The organism is Micromonospora sp. NPDC047670, assembly GCF_043204915.1.
In the GTDB taxonomy this organism is placed as follows: Bacteria; Actinomycetota; Actinomycetes; order Mycobacteriales; family Micromonosporaceae; genus Micromonospora.
Genome location: NZ_JBIDDA010000024.1, coordinates 35,814 through 57,302 on the forward strand (window position 1 = coordinate 35,814; position 21,489 = coordinate 57,302).

The following is a 21,489-nucleotide window of genomic DNA, read 5'->3' on the forward strand; positions in this document are numbered from 1 at the left end:
CGACATGCCGGATCAGGCCGTGCCGAGCTCTTCGTCCAGCAGGCTGAAGATCTCCTCGGCGGAGGCCGACCGGAGGCTGGCGCCGTCGTCGGCGGCGGAGTCGGCGTCGGACTCGGCGTAGGTCCACAGGGAGAGCAGTTCACGCAGCCGGGCACCGACGGCGGCCCGGTCGGTGTCCCCGGCGGCCACCGTGCGCATGGCGTGCTCCAGCTTGTTCAGCTCGCCGAGCACCGTGAGCGCGGACGTGCTGCGCTCCGCCAACAGCGCGCCCCGCAGGTGCTCGACCAGCGCGGCCGTGGTCGGCCGGTCGTAGATCAGCGTGGACGGCAGCCGCAGGCCGGTGGCCGCGTTGAGCCGGTTGCGGAACTCGACCGCGGTCAGCGAGTCGAAGCCCAGCTCGACGAAGCCGCGTTCGGCGTCGATCGACCGGATCGACGCGTACCCGAGGACCGCGGCGGCGTGGGTGCGGACCAGGTCGGAGAGGACCTGGTCCCGGTCCGCGTCGGGGGTGGCGGCCAGGGTCTCCCGCAGCGCCTCCGCCGGGTCGCGCTCCGCGGCCCGCGCGGCGCCCGTCACCACCGGCCGGACCAGCGACCGCAGCACCGGCGGCACCGCCGCCGGCCCGTGCCGGCCGATCAGCGCGAGGTCCAGGTTGACCGGTACGACCACCGGCTCGGCGAAGCGCAGCGCCTCGCTGAACAGGTCCATGCCCTCGTCGGCGCCGAGCGGGACGAAGCCGCCCCGGCTCATCCGGTCCTCGTCGACGTGGCCGGTCTGGCCGTCCCCGGTGTCGTTGGTCCACGGACCCCAGGCCAGGGAGAGCGCCGGGAGCCCCCGGTCGCGCCGGTGCTGGGCGAGGGCGTCGAGGAAGCAGTTGGCCGCGGCGTGGTTGGCCTGGCCGGGGCCGCCGAAGAGGCCGGCCGCCGAGGAGAAGAGTACGAACGCCGCCAGGTCCAGCTTCTCGGTCAGCTCGTGCAGGTGCCAGGCGGCGTCGACCTTGGGGCGGAGCACGGTGTCGAAGCGGTCCGGGGTGAGCGCGGGCAGGATGCCGTCGTCCAGCACGCCGGCCGCGTGCACCACGCCGCTCAGCGGGCGGTCGGCGGGGATCTGGTCGACCAGCAGGGCCAGCGCGTCGCGGTCGGTGACGTCGCAGGCGACCACCCGGGCGGTGGCCCCGAGGCCGGCGAGCTCGTCGACGAGGCCGGCGACGCCCGGGGCGTCCGCCCCGCTGCGGCTGACCAGCAGCAGGTGGCGTACGTCGTGCCGGGCCACCAGCCGCCGCGCCACCAGCCGCCCGAGCAGGCCGGTCGCCCCGGTCACCAGGACGGTGCCGGCGGCCAGGTCCGGGCCGGGCCGGTCGGCCGGGGGCGGACCGAGCCGGGTCAGCCGGGGCGCCCGCAGCTGGCCGGCGCGTACCGCGAGCTGGGGTTCGCCCGTGGCCAGGGCCGCCGGCAGCAGCGCGGCGGCCGACGCGTCGTCGTCGACGTCGAGGAGCACGATCCGGTCCGGGTTCTCCGACTGGGCGGAGCGGAGCAGACCCCAGGCGGTGGCGGCCGGCACGTCCGCGAGCGGCTCGTCCGGGTCGACCCGGACCGCGCCACGGGTCACCACCACCAGCCGGGCCGGCGCGAGGGACTCCTCGGCGAGCCACTGCTGGGCCAGGGCGAGGGTGCGGTGGGCGACCCGGTGCGCCTGGCGGGCGGGGTGCGGCTCGTCGGCGGCCGGCCCGACGCAGGTGACCACCACCGCGTCGGGGACCGGGCCGCCCGCGCGCGTCGCGGCGACCAGCGCGGACAGGTCCGGGTGCCGGTCGGCGCCGGGCCAGTCGGCGCCGAGGGCGACCGGCCGGGCCGTGCCGTCGGTGCGGCCCGGGGCGGGAGCGACCCAGTCGAGGCGGTGCAGGGACCGGGAGGCGGACCGCCGGGCGGCGCTGAGCTGCTCGCCGGAGATGGGCCGCAGGACCAGGCCGTCGACGGACACGACGGGCGTCGCGCCGGTGTCGGTGACCGTCAGCGTCACCGACCCGGTGTCGGTGGCGCGCAGCCGGATCCGCAGTTCGCGGGCGCGGGTGGGCCGGATGGTGACGCCCGACCAGGTGAACGGCAGGCCCGGGCGGATGTCGGGGTCGCCCTGCGGGGCCGGCGCCGCGCCGTCGGCGCCGGCGGGGTCGGCACCGGCGGGGTCGGTGACGCTGGCGCCGATGGCGTGCAGCGCCGCGTCCAGCAGGGCCGGGTGCACGGAGAAGGCGGTGGTGTCGGTGGACGCGTCGGCGTCCAGGGCTACCTCGGCGAGGATGTCCGACCCCGACCGCCACGCGGCGCGCAGCGCCCGGAAGACCGGGCCGTAGTGGTAGCCCTGGGCGGCGAGCCGGGCGTAGAGCCCGTCGAGGGCGATCGGCTCGGCGTCGGCCGGCGGCCACACGGCCGCCGGGGCGTCCGCCGGGTCGGCGGTGCCGGTGAGCTGGCCGGAGGCGTGCCGCTGCCAGGCGCGGGAGCCGTCGGGGTCGGTGTCGTCGTCGCGCCGGGAGTGGACGGCGACGGGCCGGTGCCCGGTGTCGTCCAACGGGCCGACGCGGACCCGCACGTCGACTCCCCCCTCGGTGGGGATCGCCAGCGGAGCCTCCAGGTTCAGCTCGGCGACGGTCGCCGCGCCGGCGTGCCGCCCGGTCCACGACGCCAGCTCCACCAGGGCCGTCCCGGGCAGCAGCACCGTGCCCAGCACGGCGTGGTCGGCCAGCCAGGGGTGGGTGGCGAGGGTGATCCGGCCGGTGAACAGCAGGCCCTCGTCGCCCGGCAGGTCGGCCACCGCGCTGAGCAGCGGGTGGTCGACGACGTCGAGACCCACGGCGGGCAGGACCGAGCGGTGGGCGCCGGTGCGCTCCAGCCAGTAGCGGTGCCGGTCGAAGGCGTACGTCGGCAGGTCGACCGGCTCGGTGGCGGCCAGCACCCGGCGGTGGTCCACCGGCAGGCCGAGGGTGTGCGCGGTGGCGAGGCTGGTGAGCAGCCGGGTCGCGGCGTCGGCCGCCCCGCCCAGGGTGTCCAGGACGTGGCCGGTGGCGCCGGTGGCGTCGAGGACGGCGGCGACCCGGGTGGTCAGCGTCGGCTCCGGCGACACCTCCACGAACGTCACGTGTCCGGCCGCCACGGCGGCGCGGACGGCGTCGTCGAGCCGGCCCGCCGTCGCCTCCGCCCAGTGATCGGCGCCGAGGGTCGCCGGCTCGGCCCAGTCCCCGCTGACCGTGGAGGCCAGCCGGGCGGTCCCGGGCTGCGGGGCGAGCCCGTCCAGGCCGGCCCGCAGCCCGTCGGGGTCCACCTCGCCGGCGGCGGTCCGGGCCCGCAGCGCCACCGTCCGGGCGGCGTCGGGCAGGGACAGCAGGCCCGCCACGCAGGCGGCCACGACCTCGCCGTCGCCGTCCCCGACGACCGCGGCCGGGGTGAGGCCGGCGTGCCGCCAGACGGCGGCGAGCGCCACCCCGACGGCGAACAGGACGGGCCGGGCCACCTCCGGCCGGCCGGTCCAGGAGGTGTCCGCGCCGGTCAGCAGGGCGGCCGGGTCGACGTCGAGCCAGGGCGCGAGGGCCTGCCGGCACTCGGCGAGCGTGTCGTCGAAGACCGGGCAGCGGCCGACCAGCCCGGCCGCCGGACCCGCCGGACCCGCCGCCGGGAAGAGGAACACGGGGCCGGCGCCGTGGTTGGCGACGGCGCCGGTGACGACGTTGTCGGCCGGTGTGCCGGCGGCGAGCGCGTCCAGGCCGGCCAGCAGCTCACCCTGGGTCGCGCCGATCACCGCGGCCCGCCGGTCGAACGCCGACCGGGTGGCCGCGAGGGACCAGCCGACCGCCGCCGGGGCGAGGCCGGGGTGTTCCCGCACGTGCCGCGCCAGTCGGGACGCCTGCGCGGCGAGGGCGGTGGCGGAGCGGGCCGACACCGGCCACACCACCGTGTCGGAGTCGACCAGGCCGGGGGTCGGGGCGGGCGCCGGCTCGGCGTCGGCGGCCACGTCGGCGTCGGTGGGCTGCTCGATGACGACGTGGGCGTTGGTGCCGGAGATCCCGAACGAGGAGACCGCCGCGCGGCGCGGCCGGTCCACCGCGGGCCACGGCCGGGACCGGGTGACCAGCTCCACCGCGCCCGCCGACCAGTCGATGTGCGGCGACGGGGTGTCCACGTGCAGCGACGCCGGTACGGTGCCCTCCCGCATCGCCAGCACCATCTTGATCACACCGGCCACGCCGGCGGCGGCCTGCGCGTGGCCGATGTTCGACTTCACCGACCCCAGCAGCAGCGGGTCGGCGTCGCCCCGGCCCTGCCCGTACGTGGCGAGCAGGGCCTGCGCCTCGATCGGGTCGCCGAGGGTGGTGCCGGTGCCGTGCGCCTCGACGACGTCCACGTCGGTGACCGCCAGCCGGGCGCTGGCGAGCGCCTGCCGGATCACCCGCTGCTGGGAGGGACCGTTGGGCGCGGTCAGGCCGTTCGACGCACCGTCGGAGTTCACCGCGGAGCCGCGCACCACGGCGAGGATCCGGCGGCCCTGCCGCCGGGCGTCCGAGAGCCGCTGCACCAGCAGCATGCCGACGCCCTCGGACCAGCCGGTGCCGTCCGCCGAGGCGGCGAAGGACTTGCACCGCCCGTCGGAGGCCAGCCCGCCCTGGCGGGCGAACTCCTGGAACGCCGTCGGGGTGGCCATCACCGCCACGCCGCCGGCCAGCGCCAGGTCGCACTCGCCCCGCCGCAGCGCCGCCCCGGCGAGGTGCAGCGCCACCAGCGACGAGGAGCAGGCGGTGTCGACCGTGACGGCCGGCCCCTCCAGCCCCAGCGCGTACGCCACCCGGCCGGAGATCACGCTGTGCGCGGCACCGGTCATCAGGTAGCCCTCGACCCCGTCGGGGACCTCGGTCAGCCCGGTGCCGTACCCGGAGGTCGAGGCGCCCACGAAGACGCCGGTGCGGGTGCCGCGCAGCGACGCGGGGTCGACCCCGGCCCGTTCCAGCGCCTCCCAGGACGCCTCGAGGGTGAGTCGCTGCTGCGGGTCCATCGCCACCGCCTCGCGGGGCGAGATCTCGAAGAAGGCGGGATCGAAGTCGGGCACGTCGTAGAGGAAGCCGCCGGCCGGGGCGGGCGCCCCCGCCACCGTCTCGGGGATCTCCCAGCCCCGGTCGGTGGGGAACGGCGAGACGGCGTCGACGCCGTCGGCGACCAGCCGCCAGAACGCCTCCGGCCCGTCGACGCCGCCCGGGTAGCGGCAGGCCATGCCGACGATCGCGACGGGCTCGTCGGCGTCCAGGACGACGGTCTGCGGCGCGTCGGCCCGGTCGGCGCCGGACACCAGCTCGCGCAGGTGCGCGGCCAGCTCGGCCGGGGTGGGGTAGTCGAAGACCAGCGTGGTGGGCAGCCGCAGGCCGGTGGCCGCGTTCAGCCGCCCCCGGAAGTCCACCGCGGTCAGCGAGTCGAAGCCGAGGTCCTTGAACGGGCGCCCGCGCAGCTCGTCGGGGGTGGCGTGGCCGAGCACCGCCGCGGTCTGCTCGTTGACCAGGCGCAGCAGCTCCCGCTCCTGCTCGGCCGCCGGCAGCGCGGCCAGGTGCCGCAACGGCGCGGCGATCCCGCCCGGGGCCGAGGCGGTGACCTCCTCCTGTGCGACGATCGCCCGTACCTGCGGCAGGTCGCCGAGCAGCGGGCTGGGCCGGGCCACGGTGAACGCGGGGTGGAACCGGGTCCAGTCGACGTCGGCGACGGTCACGCAGGGCGTCGGCCGGCGCAGCGCCCGGTCCAGCGCGACGAGCGCGGTGTCCGGGTCGATCGGCGGCAGGCCCATCCGGTTGAGCTGCTCGGTGGCCACGTTCTCGGCGGCCATGCCGTCCGCGCCGCCCCACGCGGTCCACGAGACGGCGGTGGCCGGCAGGCCCCGGCCGCGCCGGTTGACCGCGAGGGCGTCCAGCAGCGAGTTGCCGGCGCCGTACGCGCACTGGCCGGCGCTGCCCCACACGCCGGAGATGGAGGAGAACATGACGAACGCGGCGAGTTCGCGGTCGGCGAGGCACGCGTCGAGGTGCAGGGCGCCGAGCACCTTCCCCGCGACGACGTGGGAGAACTCGTCGAGGGTGGTGTCGGTCAGCGGGGTGAGCTGGTCGGTGCCGGCGGCGTGCACGACCGCGGTCAGGCCGGGCAGCGAGTCCACCAGGTCCGCCACGGAACGCCGGTCGGTGACGTCGCAGGCGGCGACGGTGACCCGCCCGTCGGCGCCGTACCGGTCGAGCAGGTCCGCCACGGCCGGCGCGGTGGCGCCCCGGCGGCTGGCCAGCACGACCTGCCCGACGCCCCGGTCCAGCAGCCAGCGGGTGACGTGGCCGCCGAGGGCGCCGGTGCCGCCGGTGACCAGGACGGTGCCGGACCACCAGTCGCCGGCGGCGGACTCGTCCGACGCCGGCGGGGCGGGGGCGAGCCGGCGGGCCCAGACCCCGCCGGGCCGCACGGCGACCTGGTCCTCGCCGGCGGCGGCGAGCACGGCGGCGAGCCGCCGGGTGGTGGTGTCGTCCACGATGGCCGGCAGGTCGACCAGGCCGCCCCAGCGGTGCGGTTGTTCGACCGCCGCCGCGCGGCCGAGGCCCCAGACCTCGGTCTGCAGCGGGTGCGCCACCCGGTCGCCCGGGGCCGCCGCCACCGCGCCGCTGGTGACGCACCACAGCGGGGCCACCAGGTCGAGGTCGGTCATCGCCTGGACCAGGGCGAGGGTGGTGCCGGCGGCGAGGGTCACGCCGGGGTGCTCGGGCAGCAGCCGGTCCTGGCCGGCGACCACGGCGAGCACGCCGTCGACCGGCCGGCCGGCGACGAGGTCCCGCAGCCGGGCGGCGAGGGCCGCGCGGTCGAGGTCCGCCGCGCCGACCGGCAGGGGCAGCGGCTCGGCGTCGGGGAAGAGGCCGGCCAGGCGGTCGGCCCACCGCGGGGCGTCGTCGGTCGGCAGTACGAGCAGCCAGCGGCCGGCGGGGCCGTCCCGGTCCTCGACCGGGACGGGCTGCCAGGTCACCTGGTACGACCAGCCGTCGACCAGGGAGCGTTCCCGCCGGGAGCGACGCCAGGAGGTGAGCACCGGCAGGGCCGGCAGCAGCGCCCGCACCTGCTCGTCGTCGTCCGGGCCGACGCCCAGCTCGTCGCGGAGGGTGTCGACGTCCGCCCGCTCCAGGGCGGCCCAGAACTCGTCGTCGTCGCCGGGCGCGGTGGCCTCGGGGGCGGCCGGCGGCGGCTCGGGCCAGAACCGCTGCCGGCGGAAGGCGTACCCGGGCAGGGGCACCCGCGCGGCGTCGGTGCCCGCGAACAGCTCGGCCCAGCCCACCTCGACCCCGGCGACGTGCAGCTCGGCGAGGGCGGTGAACACGGACGCGGGCTCGGCGCGGTCCCGGCGCAGCAGCGCCACGGCGCCGTCGTCGTCGGTGCCGCTCGCGGTCAGGATGTCGCGGACCAGCGCGGTGAGCACTCCGCTGGGGCCGACCTCCAGGAACGTACGCGCGCCCAGGGCGCGCAGTTGCGCCACGCCGTCGGCGAAACGGACCGCCTCCCGCACGTGCCGCACCCAGTAGTCGGCGGTGCGGATCTCCTCGGGGTCGGCGACCGCGCCGGTCAGGTTCGACACGATCGGCAGCGCCGGCGGGTGCAACTCCAGCCCGCGCACCACGGTGGCGAACTCGGCGAGCATGGGCTCCATCAGCGGGCTGTGGAAGGCGTGGCTGACGCGCAGCGGCCTGGTGCGTACGCCCCGGTCGGCCCAGCGGCGTTCGAGTTCCTCGACGGCGTCGGCGGCGCCGGAGACGACCACGGCGGTGGGTCCGTTGACGGCGGCCACGGCGACGCGGTCCTCGAAACCCGCCAGCGCGGTCCCTACCGCGTCGGCGGGGAGCTGGACGGCCAGCATCGCGCCGCCGGCCGGCAGGGCCTGCATCAGCCGGCCCCGGGCCGCGACGAGCGTGGCGGCGTCGGGCAGCGACAGCACGCCGGCCGCGTGGGCCGCCGACAGCTCGCCGATCGAGTGGCCGAGCAGGACGTCCGGGACGATTCCCCAGCTCTCCAGGAGCCGGAACAGCGCCACCTCGACGGCGAACAGGCCGGCCTGGGTGTAGAGGGTCTGGTTGAGCAGCGCGGCGGCCTCGTCGCCCTCGGGCGCGAGGAGCACCGGGGTGAGCGGGCGGGGCAGGTGCCGGTCCAGCTCGGCGCAGACCTCGGCCAGGGCCCGGGCGAAGACGGGGAACGCGGCGGCCAGGTCGCGGCCCATGCCGCTGCGCTGCGCGCCCTGCCCGGAGAAGAGGAACGCCAGCTTGCCGCCGCGCGACCCGGCGCCGGTGACCAGGCCCGGGGCGTGGCCGCCGGCGGCGAGCGCGCGCAGACCGTCCAGCAGGGCGGCGCGATCGGGCACGAGCAGCGCGGCCCGGTGTTCCAGGCTGGCCCGGGTGCGCGCCGACGACCAGCCGACGTCGGTCAGCCGCAGGTCGGGGCGGCCGTCGAGCCAGTCGGCCCAGCGGGTCGCCTGCGCGGCGAGGGAGTCCGCGTCGCGGGCGGAGACCAGCACCGGCACGAGGCCGGCCCCGGTGACCGGGGCGGGGCCCGCGTCCGTGGCGGCGGTGGTGCCCGCGTCCGTGGCGGTGGCCGCGTCGGGCGCGGCGGCGGGGCCGTCCGGGGCCTGCACCGGGGCCGCGTCGACGGCGGGCGCCTCCTCGATGATCACGTGCGCGTTGGTGCCGCTCATGCCGAAGGAGGAGACGCCGGCCCGGCGGGGCTGCTCCCCGGCGGGCCACGGCTGCGGCTCGGTCACCAGCGACACCGCGCCGGCCGTCCAGTCCACGTTGGGGGTGGGCGCGTCGACGTGCAGCGTCGCCGGCACGGTCTCGTGCCGCAGCGCCATCACCATCTTGATCACGCCGGCCACGCCGGCGGCGGCCTGGGTGTGCCCGATGTTCGACTTGACGGAGCCGAGCCAGAGCGGCCGGTCCGCCGGTCGCCCCTGCCCGTACGTCGACAGCAGGGCCTGGGCCTCGATCGGGTCGCCGAGGGTGGTGCCGGTGCCGTGCGCCTCCACCACGTCGACCTGCTCCGGCGCGAGCCGGGCGCTGGCCAGCGCCTGGAGCACGACCCGCTGCTGGGACGGGCCGTTGGGGGCGGTGAGCCCGTTGCTGGCGCCGTCCTGGTTGACCGCGCTGCCGCGCACCACGGCCAGGACGGGGTGGCCGTTGCGCCGCGCGTCGGAGAGCCGCTCGACGAGGAGCAGACCGACGCCCTCGCCCCAGGCGGTGCCGTCGGCGGCGGCGGCGAACGACTTGCACCGGCCGTCGGCGGCCAGGCCGCGCTGGCGGCTGAACCCGATGAAGGCGGCGGGGGTGGACATGATGGTGGCCCCGCCGGCCAGCGCCAGGGTGCACTCCCCCTGCCGCAGCGCCTGACAGGCCAGGTGCAGCGCGACCAGCGAGGACGAGCAGGCGGTGTCGACGGTGAGCGCGGGGCCCTCGATGCCGAGGGCGTACGAGATGCGGCCGGACACCACGCTCGCGGCGGTGCCGGTGAGGATGTAGCCCTCGGTGCCGGGCGGCGGCTGCTGGAGCAGCCCCACGTAGTCCTGGCCGGTGGTGCTGGCGAACACCCCCACCTGGTGGCCGCGCAGCGCCGAGGGGTCGATCCCGGCGTGCTCGAACGCCTCCCAGGAGGTTTCCAGCAGCAGCCGCTGCTGGGGGTCCATGCTCAGCGCCTCGCGGGGCGAGATGCCGAAGAACGCGGCGTCGAAGTCGGTGGCCGAGTCGACGAAGCCGCCCTCGGAGACGTACGACGTGCCCGGGTGGTCGGGGTCCGGGTGGAAGAGCCGGGCCAGGTCCCAGCCGCGGTCGGCGGGGAACCCGGAGACGGCGTCGCGGCCCGAGTCGACGAGTTCCCACAGCTCCTCCGGCGAGCGCACCCCGCCCGGGAAGCGGCAGGCCATGCCGACGATCGCGATGGGTTCGCGGCTGGCCGCCTCAAGCTCGCCGAGCTTCCTCCTGGTCTGGTGAAGGTCCGCCGTCACCCATTTCAGGTACTCCCGGAGCGTATCTTCAGTCGCCATTAGCGCCACCTCTTCGGGCCGGAAACAACCAGGCGACCCAATACCGTCCACAGACGCCACAAGCCGCGAAGATCAGAGCCCATTCAGCCGACCACGAATTGCCAGACGAAAAGCGTTTCCGCGCACACCAGGTCTTACTTGCCGGAGGAAAGGTAATTGTCGCCGGACGGCGGTCACAACCCCTAGCGGGCCCCTACGGCTGCCCCTAGGTGACCTCTCGACGCGGCGCAGGTGGGTGCGGTCAGCGCGGCACGGTCGGCAGCGACCCGGTCGGGTCGGACACGCGGACGGCCGGCGCCGGGTGCGGCCTCGCGGTCGGGTCGGCCACGCGGACGGCCGGGCCGGCGCAACTCCGTCGGCCCGTCGCGGGGACGACCGAGTGCGTCGCGACCGGCTCCGCGCCACCCCGCCGGCGGCCCGACCCAACGCACGAGGCACCGACGCGCGCCGACGACGTGCTGGTGGACCCCAGCGCTGGCGGCGTCGACGCCGACATCCCGGGTGGTCGATCCGGCCACATCGGCGCCGGGCCTGCGACCCGGTGCGGCGGCATCAGCATCGCCCAGCGCGTCGGTCCCGCCGGAGCCTGTCGCACCATCGCGACCAGCGCCACGGCGGCAGGAAGGACCCGGCAGAAGCTCAAGTCTGGCTCAAGAACATCCCGCGATCATTGTCGATATTCGGGAACGCCTCTTAGTCTCCTGGCATTCGGCCGCGGCGAGCGGTTCGGTCTGAGAGGTGGATGACGATGTCAAGAAAATGGTCCATTCGCGCTGCAGCCGCGCTGACCGTTCCCGCCGTCGTGTTCGGGACAAGCACCCCCGCATTCGCCGGCGACACGTGGGTCTCCCTGGTGAACAGTTACACCGGGGTCGCCGCGATGCAACACGTCGACGACGGCGACAAATTTCGGGTTTACGACCAACTGAAGGACGGTCGCGGCGCAAAGGGGTACCTCTACGTGTGGATCTCCCCTACGGACAGGTCCTTGATCGCGACCAAGTACAACGGCAACGGAGCAGGCACGTACACCGAATTCCAGTACAACGTCCTGGAGGGGCTCACCTACTCGATGGTCATCTGCTCGGTGACCAGTTCGGGCGACAACAGCATGAGCCGCTGCGCGCCCAACGTATGGCCCGGAAAGACGTTCACGGAGTAGGGACGGGCGAGTTCCAGGCCGTCGGGCTCGCCGGGCGGTGGCGTCCTCCGGGCTCCGGCGACTGCCCGGTCGGCGCGACGGTCGAATAGTCCACCCTGGGGATCCGGGTCAAGGTGGCCTCCTGCCGAGTCTGCTGTGTCGCGAGCAGATTCGGCAGGAGGCTTCTTTTGCCGGCCGGTCAGGCGGCGGGATCTGACCGACGCGCAGTCAGCGAGCCGGCGGCGCCGGCCCGGATCTGCCCGGCCGTTATTTGTCGTACCAGGTCCAGAGGTAGTCGAGGTGCATGATGTAGAACTGCTCCTCGTACCCTGCGGACGCGGCGTGCCTGCCTGCCTCGGTCCAGTCGAAGTTGCACCTGGCCCAGGTGCCGTGGCCGTGGTTGTTCCGGCAGAAGCGGCTGTCGACGCCGTTGGCGGAGTAGACGAAACCCATCGCGGCGTAGCCGTCGGCCTTGCCGTCCCTGACGTAGACGTGGTCGCCGTCGTAGTCGACGCAGATCTGCGCGTACGCGTAGCATTGCGCTCTGCGAGCACCGCGCTCTGTACATCTCCTCCGACATCGTGTCGCCCCGGCGATCGACTCCTGTTCGGAAAGCCGACCGACGGCTCGCTCGACGGTGCTGCTACGGCATCCGCCCGGCCACGGGGGGCGCGACCGCCGGTGACGGTCGCGCCGACCCATGGCTACAGCCCCGGCAGATTGCCGCCGGGACCACCCAGCTCGCGGTGGATGAAATCGAAGATCTCGGCGTCCGTCGCGTCGTCGAGGGCGTGCGTGACCGGCTTCTCCTCGACGGGGCGGTCGTCGCCCCACCGGGCGACGAACGCCTGCAACTGCACCAGCAGCTTCTGCCGGGTCAGCCGGTCCGGCGCGCTGGCCGCGAAGACGCCGTCCAGCCGGTCCAGCTCCGCCAGCAGCGGGGCGGCCGCGGCGGCGCCGTCCTCGACCAGTTGGTCGCGCAGGTGCCGGGCCAGCGCCGTCGGCGTCGGGTAGTCGAACACCACGCTCGCGGGCAACGGCACCCCGGTGGCGGTGCGGAGCCGGTTGCGCAGCTCCACCGCCGTCATCGAGTCGAAGCCGACCTCCCGGAACGCGCGGTCCGGCTCCAGTCCCCCGCCCTCGGCGTGGCCGAGCACGGTCGACGCCAGGGTGCCCACCAGCTCGACGAGGATCCCCTCCCGCTCGCCGGGGCTCAGCGGGCGCAGCCGCTCCCGCAGCGCGGTCGCCGCCTCGTCGTCCGCCGGCTGGCGCACGTCGTCGGCGGGCAGCGCCGCGCGCGCCTCGGGGATCCCGGTCAGCAGCGGGCACGGCCGCATCGACGCGAACGCCGGCACGAACCGGTCCCAGCGCACGTCCGCGACGACCAGCGCGGCCTCCTCGCGCAGCGCCTGCCCGAACGCCTCGACGGCCAACTCCGGGGGCAGGCCCGGCAGGCCCCGCCGGCGCAGCTGCGCCAGCTCGGCCGACTCGGGCTCGTCCCGCCACGGCCCCCACGCCACGGCGGTGGCCACCAGCCCGCCGTGGCGCCGGTTGGCCGCGAGCGCGTGCAGCAGCGCGTCGCCCGCGGACTGGCCGGCCCGGCCGCCCGCACCCCACACGCCCGACGTGGAGGTGCAGAGCACGAACGCGTCGAGCGGCCGGTGGGTCAGCTCGTCGGCGTACCTCGGGATGTCGCCCACGGTGGCGGCCAGGTCGGCGGCCAGGCCGGCGACGGTCAGCTCCGCCAGCGGCACCGACCCGGTCTCCGCCGGCACGTGAACGAGCGCGGTCACCGGCCGGTTCTCGGCGGCCAGCTGGTCGACCAGGTCGCCGAGCTTGCCCGCCGCCGGCTCGGCCAGCGGGAGCACCTCCGCGCCCTGCCGGCCGAGCCAGTCGCCGGTGTGCCGGGCGAGGGCGCTGGCCCCGCCGGTGAGCAGGACGGTGCCGTGCGGGGCGTACCCGCCGTCAGCCGCCGGCCGGCCGGTGTCCCGGACCAGGCGCCGGGCGTGCACCCCGGACTCCCGGACGGCGAGCTGGTCCTCCCCGTCGACGTTGGTGAGGGCGCCCGCCAGGGCCGCGTACGACGCCTGGCCCGCGCCCGCGGGCAGGTCGACGACCCCGCCGAGGTGGCGGGGGTGCTCCAGCGCGGCGACGAGGCCGAGGCCCCATGTGGTGGCCTGCGTCGGGTGGGCGACCGGTTCGTCGGCGACGGCGACGGCCCCGGTGGTGGCGAACCACAGCGGCACGGGCGGCGCGGCGCGCAGGGTGTGCGCCTGCACGAGCAGCAGGTTCGCCGCCAGCCCGGTCGGCAGCGCGGTCTGCTCCGGGTGCGGGGCCTCGTCCAGCGCCAGCAGGGAGAGCAGTGCCGTCGGCCGGTGCGCCTCGGTGAGCCGGTCGAGGTCGGCGGTGAGGCCGTCGCGGGTGACCGTGGCGGGGTCGACGGTCAGCACGTGCACCGTCGCGCCGCCGGCCGTGAGCCCGGCGACCACCCGGTCGGTGACCTGCTGCGGCGGGGCCACCACCAGCCAGGTGCCCGGTTCGCGGCCGGTCAGGGGCCGGCGCTCCCAGGCGATCCGGTACCGCCAGCCGGCGAGGGTGCCGTCGAGGTGCTGGCGGCGACGCCACGAGTCCAGTTCCGGCAGCAGGTCGCGCAGCGGCTGGTCCGGGTCGATGCCGAGCCGGTCCACGTCGCCGTCGGTGACGGCCCGCCAGAACGCGTCGTCCACCGGATCGGCGGCCGGGGTCGGGGTCGCGTCGAGCGTCGGCCAGTAGCGCTGCGGCCGGAACGCGTACGTGGGCAGCTCGGGCAGCCGCCGGGGGTCCGGACGCGGGCCGGCCAGCACGCCGAGCACCGCCGCCCAGTCGACGTCCCGACCGGTGCCGTGCAGGGCGGCCAGCGCGGAGAGCAGGGCGGCCGGCTCGTCGGCGCCGGCGCGCAGCGCCGCCACGGCCGTGCCGTCGTCCCCGTCGGGCAGCAGGCCGGCGGTCATCGCGGTCAACACCGCCTGCGGGCCGAGTTCCAGGAACGTGTCCACCCCCGCGCCGCGCAGCGCGTGGATGCCGTCGGCGTACCGCACGGCCGCCCGGACGTGCCGCACCCAGTAGTCGGGCGTGCGGATCTCGTCCGGGTCGGCGACCGCCCCGGTCAGGTTCGACACGATCGGCAGCAGCGGCGTGGCGAAGGTCAGCCTGTCGAGGACGGCCCGGAACTCGGCCAGCATCGGCTCCATCAGCGGGCTGTGGAACGCGTGGCTGACCCGCAGCCGGCGCGTCCGCACCCCGCGCTCCCGCCAGAGACGCTCCAGCCCGTCGAGGTCGTCGACCGCACCGGCGACCACCACGGAGGTGGGTCCGTTCACGGCCGCGACGCCGACCCGGTCGGTCAGCCCGGCCAGCGACGCGGCCACGGCGGCCTCGTCGGCGGCGACGGCGAGCATCCCGCCCCCGGCCGGAAGGGCCTGCATCAGCCGGCCCCGGGCGGCCACCAGCGTGGCGGCGTCCGCGAGGGACAGCACCCCGGCGACGTGCGCGGCGGTGATCTCGCCGACCGAGTGCCCGGCGACGTGCCCGGGCACCACCCCGAACGATTCGACCAGCCGGAACAGGGCCACTTCCAGCGCGAACAGCCCGGCCTGGGTGAACACCGTCTCGTCGAGCAGCGCGGCCTCGGCGCTGCCGTCGTCGGCGAACAGCACCGGCTTAAGCGGCTGCGGCAGGTGCCGGTCCAGCACCCCGCACACCTCGTCGAGAGCCGCCGCGAACACCGGGAACGTGGCGTACAACTGTCGACCGGCGCCGGGACGCTGGGCGCCCTGGCCGGAGAACTGGACGGCGAGGCCGCCCGAGCGCCGTTCGGCGGTGACCAGCGCGGGGTGGGGTTCCCCGCCGGCCAGCGCCCGCAGCGCGGCCAGCCGCGTCGCCCGGTCGGCGGCGACCACGGTCGCCCGGTGCCCGAGGTGGGCCCGGCCGTCGGCGAGCGCCCAGGCGACCAGGTCGGCCGGGTCGTCGCCCGCGGCGATCCGCTCGGCCAGCCGGCCCGCCTGGTCGCGCAGCGCGGCGGGGTCGGCCGCCGAGACCGGCCACGGCAGGTCTCCCCCGGCCGGCCGTTGCCCGGTCGGCGGGGCGTCCGGCTGCGGGGGCTGTTCCAGGATCACGTGGGCGTTGGTGCCGCTGATCCCGAACGAGGAGACGCCGGCGCGGCGGGGCCGGTCCGTGGCGGGCCAGGGCCGCGCCTCGGTGAGCAGCGCCAGGGCTCCCGACGTCCAGTCGACGTGCGGGGTCGGCGCGTCGACGTGCAGGGTCGCCGGCAGCACCTCGTGCTGCAGGGCCAGCACCATCTTCATCAGGCTGGCGGCGCCCGCCGCGGCCTGGGTGTGGCCGAGGTTCGACTTCACCGAGCCGAGCCACAGCGGCCGGTCGGCGGGTCGGCCCCGCCCGTACGTCGCCAGCAGCGCCTGCGCCTCGATCGGGTCGCCGAGGGTGGTGCCGGTGCCGTGCGCCTCGACCGCGTCCACGTCGTCGGGCGTCAGGCCCGCGTTGTCCAGCGCCTGCCGGATGACGCGCTGCTGGGCCGGCCCGTTCGGGGCGGTGAGGCCGTTGCTCGCGCCGTCCTGGTTGACCGCGCTGCCCCGCACGACGGCGAGGATCCGGTTGCCGTCCCGCTGGGCGTCGGAGAGCCGCTGGAGCAGCAGGACGCCGACGCCCTCGCCCCAGCCGGTGCCGTCGGCGGCCGCGGCGAACGCCTTGACCCGCCCGTCGGCGGCGAGGCCGCGCTGCCGGGAGAACTCCAGGAACGCGCCCGGCGTCGACATGACGGTCACGCCGCCGGCCAGGGCGAGGTCGCACTCCCCGCTGCGCAGCGCCTGCGCGGCCAGGTGCAGCGCCACCAGCGACGACGAGCAGGCGGTGTCGACGGTGACGGCCGGGCCGTGCAGCCCGAACGAGTACGCCAGGCGGCCGGAGACCACCGACGCGCCGTTTCCGGTGGCCTGGTAGCCCTCCACCTGGGACCGGGCGCCCAGCAGCAGCGTGGCGTAGTCCTGCCCGTTGGTGCCCATGAAGACGCCGGTGGCGGAGCCGCGTACCCGGTGCGGGTCGATGCCGGCGCGTTCGAACACCTCCCAGGTGGTGTGCAGCAGCAGCCGCTGCTGCGGGTCCATCGCCAGGGCCTCGCGCGGGTTGATCCCGAAGAACGCGGCGTCGAAGCCGGCCACGTCGGGCAGGAAGCCGCCGCTGCGGGTGTAGCTGGTGCCGACCCGCTCCGGGTCGCTGTCGAAGAGGCCGTCGAGATCCCAGCCCCGGTCGGTGGGCATCGGCGTCACCGCGTCCACGCCGTCGGCCAGCAGCCGCCACAGCTCCTGCGGCGACGACACCCCGCCCGGGAAGCGGCAGGCCATGGAGACGATCGCGATCGGCTCGTCCGCCGGCGGCCGGGCCGTGGTCGCGCCGCCGGTGGCCGGGCCGCCGTCCGCGCCGACCACGATTTCGGTACGCAGGAAGCGGGCCAGTTCCGCCGCCGACGGGTGGTCGAAGACCACGGTCGACGGCAGGGTCAGGCCGGTGGCCCGGCCCAGCCGGTCCCGCAGCTGCACGGCGGCGAGGGAGTCGAAGCCCAGCTCGCGGAACGCCCGGCCGGCCGGCACCTGGTCGGTGGTGGCGTGGCCGAGGACGGCCGCCGCCTCGGCGCGGACGAGGTCGACGAGCAGCGCCTCCTGGCCGGTGGCCGTCAGCGCCGCGAGCCGGGCGCGCAGCCCGTCGGTGGCCGCGGCGCTCTCCGGCCGCTCCGGTTCCTCGGCGACGGCCGGGGCGACGCGGTCGAAGAGGTGGCTCGGCCGCGCGGCGGTGAACGCCGAGACGAACCGGGACCAGTCGACGTCGACGATCACCGGCGCCGCCTCCGGGGCGTTCACCCAGCGGCCCAGGGCCGCGACGGCGGCGTCGGGCGCGAGCGGGCTGAACCCGCGGCGGCGCAGGCCGTCCCCGGTCTCCCCGGCGGCCATGCCGTCCTCCGCCCACGGGCCGTAGGCCAGGGCGGTGGCGGGCAGGCCGGCCGCGCGGCGGGCGGCGACGAGGGCGTCGAGCAGGGCGTTGCCGGCCGCGTAGCCGGCCTGCCCGCCGCCGCCCCAGACGCCGGCGACCGAGGAGAAGACCACGAACGCGTCGAGATCGCGGCCCCGGCAGGCGGCGTCCAGGTGCACGGCGCCGAGCACCTTCCCTGCCAGGGTGTCCGACAGCTCGCCGTCGGTCACCTCGTACGCCGGGGTGGTGCCGCCGGACGCGCCGGCGGTGTGCACGACGGCGGTCAGCTCCGGCAGCCCGGCGACGAGCCCGTCGACCGCCCCCCGGTCGGTGACGTCGCAGGCCACCACCCGCACCGCCCCCAACTCCTCGACCAACTCCGCCGCGCCGGGCGCGTCCGGGCCACGCCGCGACGCCAGCACCACCTCGTCGGCCCCGCTGGCCAGCAACCACCGGGCCACGTGCCGACCCAACGCACCCGTACCGCCGGTCACCAGCACCGTGCCGGCGGGCCGCCACCCCGCACCGGCGGGCGGCGCGGCCGGGACGAGCCGCCGGCCGAAGAGGCCGTTGCGACGCACCGCCACCTGGTCCAGGGTGCCGTCGGCCAGGACCGCGACGAGCCCGGCGCGGGTGCTCCGGTCGGCGCGGGCGGGCAGGTCGACCAGCCCGCCCCAGCGGTCCGGCTGTTCCAGGGCGACGACGCGGCCGAGTCCCCAGGCCTGGGCCGCCCAGATGTCGCCGGCCCGCTCCCCCGCCGTGACCGGCATCGCGGTCCGGCTGAGCGCCCACACCCGGCCCGGCAGGCCGGTGTCGGTCAGCGCCCGGGTGAGGGTGAGCAGCACCGCGGTGCCGGCGGAGAGCGCCGGCGTGTGCGCCAGGGGCTGGTCCTGCCGGGGCAGGACGCAGAGCACCCCGGCCCAGCCCTCCGCGCCGGTCCGGCGCAGCCGCTCGGCCAGGTCGGCCCGGGCGAGGGTGGGCGGCACGGCCAGCGTGTCGACCTGCGCCCCCGCCTCGGTGAGCGTCCTCGCGGCGCCCGCGTCGGCCCCGCTGTCGACGGTGACGACGAGCCACCGCCCGGACAGCCCGGCCGCCGGGGCCGGCCGTACCGGCTCCCACGCGACCCGGTACGACCACCCGTCGAGCGTGGTGTCCCGGGACCGGGCCTGCCGCCAGCGCGAGAGGACCGGCAGGGCCGGGCTGAGGGCGTCCAGGGCCTCGGCGTCCTCGCCGAGTTCGGCGGCGAGGGCGGTGAGGTCGCCGCGTTCGACGGCGGCCCAGAAGTCGGCGTCGCCGCTGTCCCGGACGGTCGGCGCCGTGGGCGTGCCCTCGGGCCAGTAGCGCTGGCGCTGGAAGGCGTACGTGGGCAGGTCGACCCGGCGCGCCCCGGTGTCGGCGAACCACTGCCGCCAGGTCACCGGTATTCCGTGGACGTGCAGCTCGGCCAGGGCGTGCAGCAGCGCATGCGCCTCGGGCCGGTCCCTGCGCTGGACGGCGACGGCCAACACGTCGTCGTCGTCGGGCAGGATGTCCGCCGCCATCGCGGTCAACACGCTCTGCGGGCCGACCTCCAGGAACGTGTCCACCCCAGCGGCCCGCAGGGCGGTGACCCCGTCGGCGTAACGCACCGCCTCGCGGACGTGCCGCACCCAGTACTCCGGGCTGCGGACCTCCTCGGGGTCGGCGAGGGCGCCGGTCACGTTCGACACCAACGGCAGCAACGGCGCCGCGAACGCCAGCCCGTCCAGGACCGTGCGGAACTCCGCCAGCATCGGCTCCATCAACGGACTGTGGAACGCGTGACTCACCGCCAGCCGACGGGTCCGCGCACCACGCTCCCGCCAGGCCCGCTCCACCTCATCGAGGACGTCGAGCGCACCGGACACCACAACCGACGTCGGCCCGTTCACCGCAGCGACCCCGACCCGGTCGGACAGACCGGCGATCGACTCGACCACCGCCTGCTCCGCAGCGGCGACTGCGAGCATCCCACCGCCGGCCGGCAACGCCTGCATCAACCTGCCCCGCGCCGCCACCAGCCGGCACGCGTCCGCCAGCGACAGCACACCCGCCACGTGCGCGGCAGCGATCTCACCGACCGAGTGACCGCCCACGAAGTCCGGCACCACACCGAACGACTCCACCAGACGGAACAACGCCACCTCGACCGCGAACAACCCCGCCTGCGTGAACACCGTCTGATCCAGCAGACCCGCCTCGGCGGAACCCTCGGCAGCGAACAGCACCTCCCGCAGCGGACGCGACAACAACGGATCGAGCTGCCCACACACCTCGTCTAACGCGGCCGCGAACACCGGGAACGCCCCGTACAGCTCCCGGCCCATGCCCGCACGCTGCGCGCCCTGGCCCGAGAACAGCAGCGCGAGCTGCCCCTGGGCGGCAGCGGAACCGGTGACGACGGCGCCGGAGGACTCGCCCGCGTCGAGGGCTCGCAGGGCGGAGAGGAGGCTGTCCCGGTCGGCGACCAGCGCGACGGCGCGCTGCTCCAGCGCCGGCCGGGTGGTCACCGAGGACCAGGCCACGTCCAGCGGACGCAGGTGCTCGTCGGTTGTCAGCGATCGCGCCCACCGGCCCGCCTGCGCGGCCAGCGCCGCCTCCGACCGCGCGGACAGCAGCACCGGCACCACCGGCGGCACGCCCCGACCAACGACCTCGCCCTCGACGACGTCGGCGGGCGGCTGCTCGATGATCACGTGCGCGTTCGTGCCGGAGATGCCGAACGACGACACCGCCGCCCGACGCGGCCGATCCACCACCGGCCACGGCGTCGGCTCCGTCGCCAACACCACCGCACCCGCCGTCCAGTCGATGTGCGGCGACGGCTCGTCCACGTGCAACGTCGGCGGGACGAGGCCGTGCCGCATCGCCATGACCATCTTGATCACACCGGCCACGCCGGCGGCGGCCTGGGTGTGCCCGATGTTCGACTTGATCGATCCGAGCCACAACGGTCGGTCCTGCGGACGGTCCTGCCCGTAGGTGGCCAGCAGGGCCTGCGCCTCGATCGGGTCACCCAACGTGGTGCCGGTGCCGTGCGCCTCGACGGCGTCCACGTCAGCGGGGCTCAGGCGCGCGTTGGACAGCGCCTGACGGATCACCCGCTGCTGCGACGGACCGTTCGGCGCCGTCAACCCGTTCGACGCCCCGTCCTGGTTCACCGCCGTGCCCCGCACGACCGCGTAGATGCGCCGGCCCTCCCGCTGCGCGTCGGAGAGCCGCTGCACCAGCAGCACGCCGACGCCCTCGGACCAACCCGTGCCGTCGGCCGACGCCGCGAACGACTTGCACCGGCCGTCCTGCGACAGACCCCGCTGCCGTGAGAACTCGATGAACGTGCCCGGCGTCGCCATCACCGTCACCCCACCGGCCAACGCCAGATCGCACTCCCCGCTGCGCAGCGCCTGCGCGGCAAGGTGCAGCGCGACGAGGCTGGAGGAGCAGGCGGTGTCCACGGTGACCGCCGGGCCTTCGAGGCCGAACGTGTACGCGACCCGACCCGACAGCACGCTGCCCGAGGTTCCCGTGCCGACGTAGCCCTCCACCTCGGTCGGCAGATCCATGAGGCGGGAGGCGTAGTCGTGGTACATCACACCGGCGAACACACCGGTCCGGCTGCCCCGCAGCCGCTGCGGGTCCAGCCCGGCCGACTCGAACGTCTCCCACGAGGCTTCCAGCAGCAGGCGCTGCTGCGGGTCCATCGCCAGGGCCTCCCGCGGCGAGATCCCGAAGAACCCGGGATCGAACTCCGCCGCCCCGTAGAGGAAGCCGCCGTGCCGGGTGTACGACGTGCCGCTGCGGTCCGGGTCCGGATCGAACAGCGACTCCAGGTCCCAACCCCGGTCGGCGGGGAACTCCGAGATGCCGTCGCCACCGGCGGCCAGCAACTCCCACAACTGGTCGGGAGACTCCACCCCACCCGGGTAGCGGCAGGCCATGCCCACGATCGCGATCGGCTCGTCGGTGCTGAGGACCATGCTGGTGGCCACGCCAGCGGTCGACTGACGGACCCCGGCCAACTCCGACCACAGGTGATCGGCGAGGACGGCCGGGGTCGGGTAGTCGAACACCAGCGTCGAGGCCAGCCGCAGCCCCGTGGCCGCGTTCAGCCGATTGCGCAGCTCCACGGCGGTCAGCGAGTCGAAACCCAACTCCCGGAACGCCCGATCCGCCGGCACCGCCCCCGCGCCCCCGTGCCCCAGCACCTGCGCCACCAGACCCCGAACCAGCACGTCGATCTG

General features: G+C 76.2%; 4 protein-coding genes. 1 reads left to right on the top strand and 3 read right to left on the bottom strand.

The window, feature by feature from the left end; translation table 11 throughout:
* Nucleotides 1–12: 12 nt before the first annotated feature.
* Nucleotides 13–10,071, bottom strand: a complete 10,059-nt coding sequence (locus tag ACGF7U_RS30935; RefSeq protein WP_393112761.1) for a type I polyketide synthase — start codon at nt 10,069–10,071, stop codon at nt 13–15.
* Between the two features lie 748 nt (nt 10,072–10,819).
* Here ACGF7U_RS30935 and ACGF7U_RS30940 point away from each other — a divergent pair.
* On the top strand, nt 10,820–11,233 hold the full coding sequence (locus tag ACGF7U_RS30940) for a hypothetical protein (RefSeq protein WP_393112763.1): 414 nt from the start codon (nt 10,820–10,822) through the stop codon (nt 11,231–11,233).
* 246 nt (nt 11,234–11,479) lie between these two features.
* Here the strand turns inward: ACGF7U_RS30940 and ACGF7U_RS30945 are convergent, their stop codons facing one another.
* Nucleotides 11,480–11,665 (bottom strand): hypothetical protein, encoded by a 186-nt coding sequence (locus ACGF7U_RS30945; RefSeq protein WP_393112765.1) that lies wholly within the window; start codon nt 11,663–11,665, stop codon nt 11,480–11,482.
* Nucleotides 11,666–11,916: 251 nt separating this feature from the next.
* Nucleotides 11,917–21,489 (bottom strand): type I polyketide synthase (locus ACGF7U_RS30950; RefSeq protein ID WP_393112767.1); only part of this gene is annotated, 9,573 nt, incomplete at its 5' end.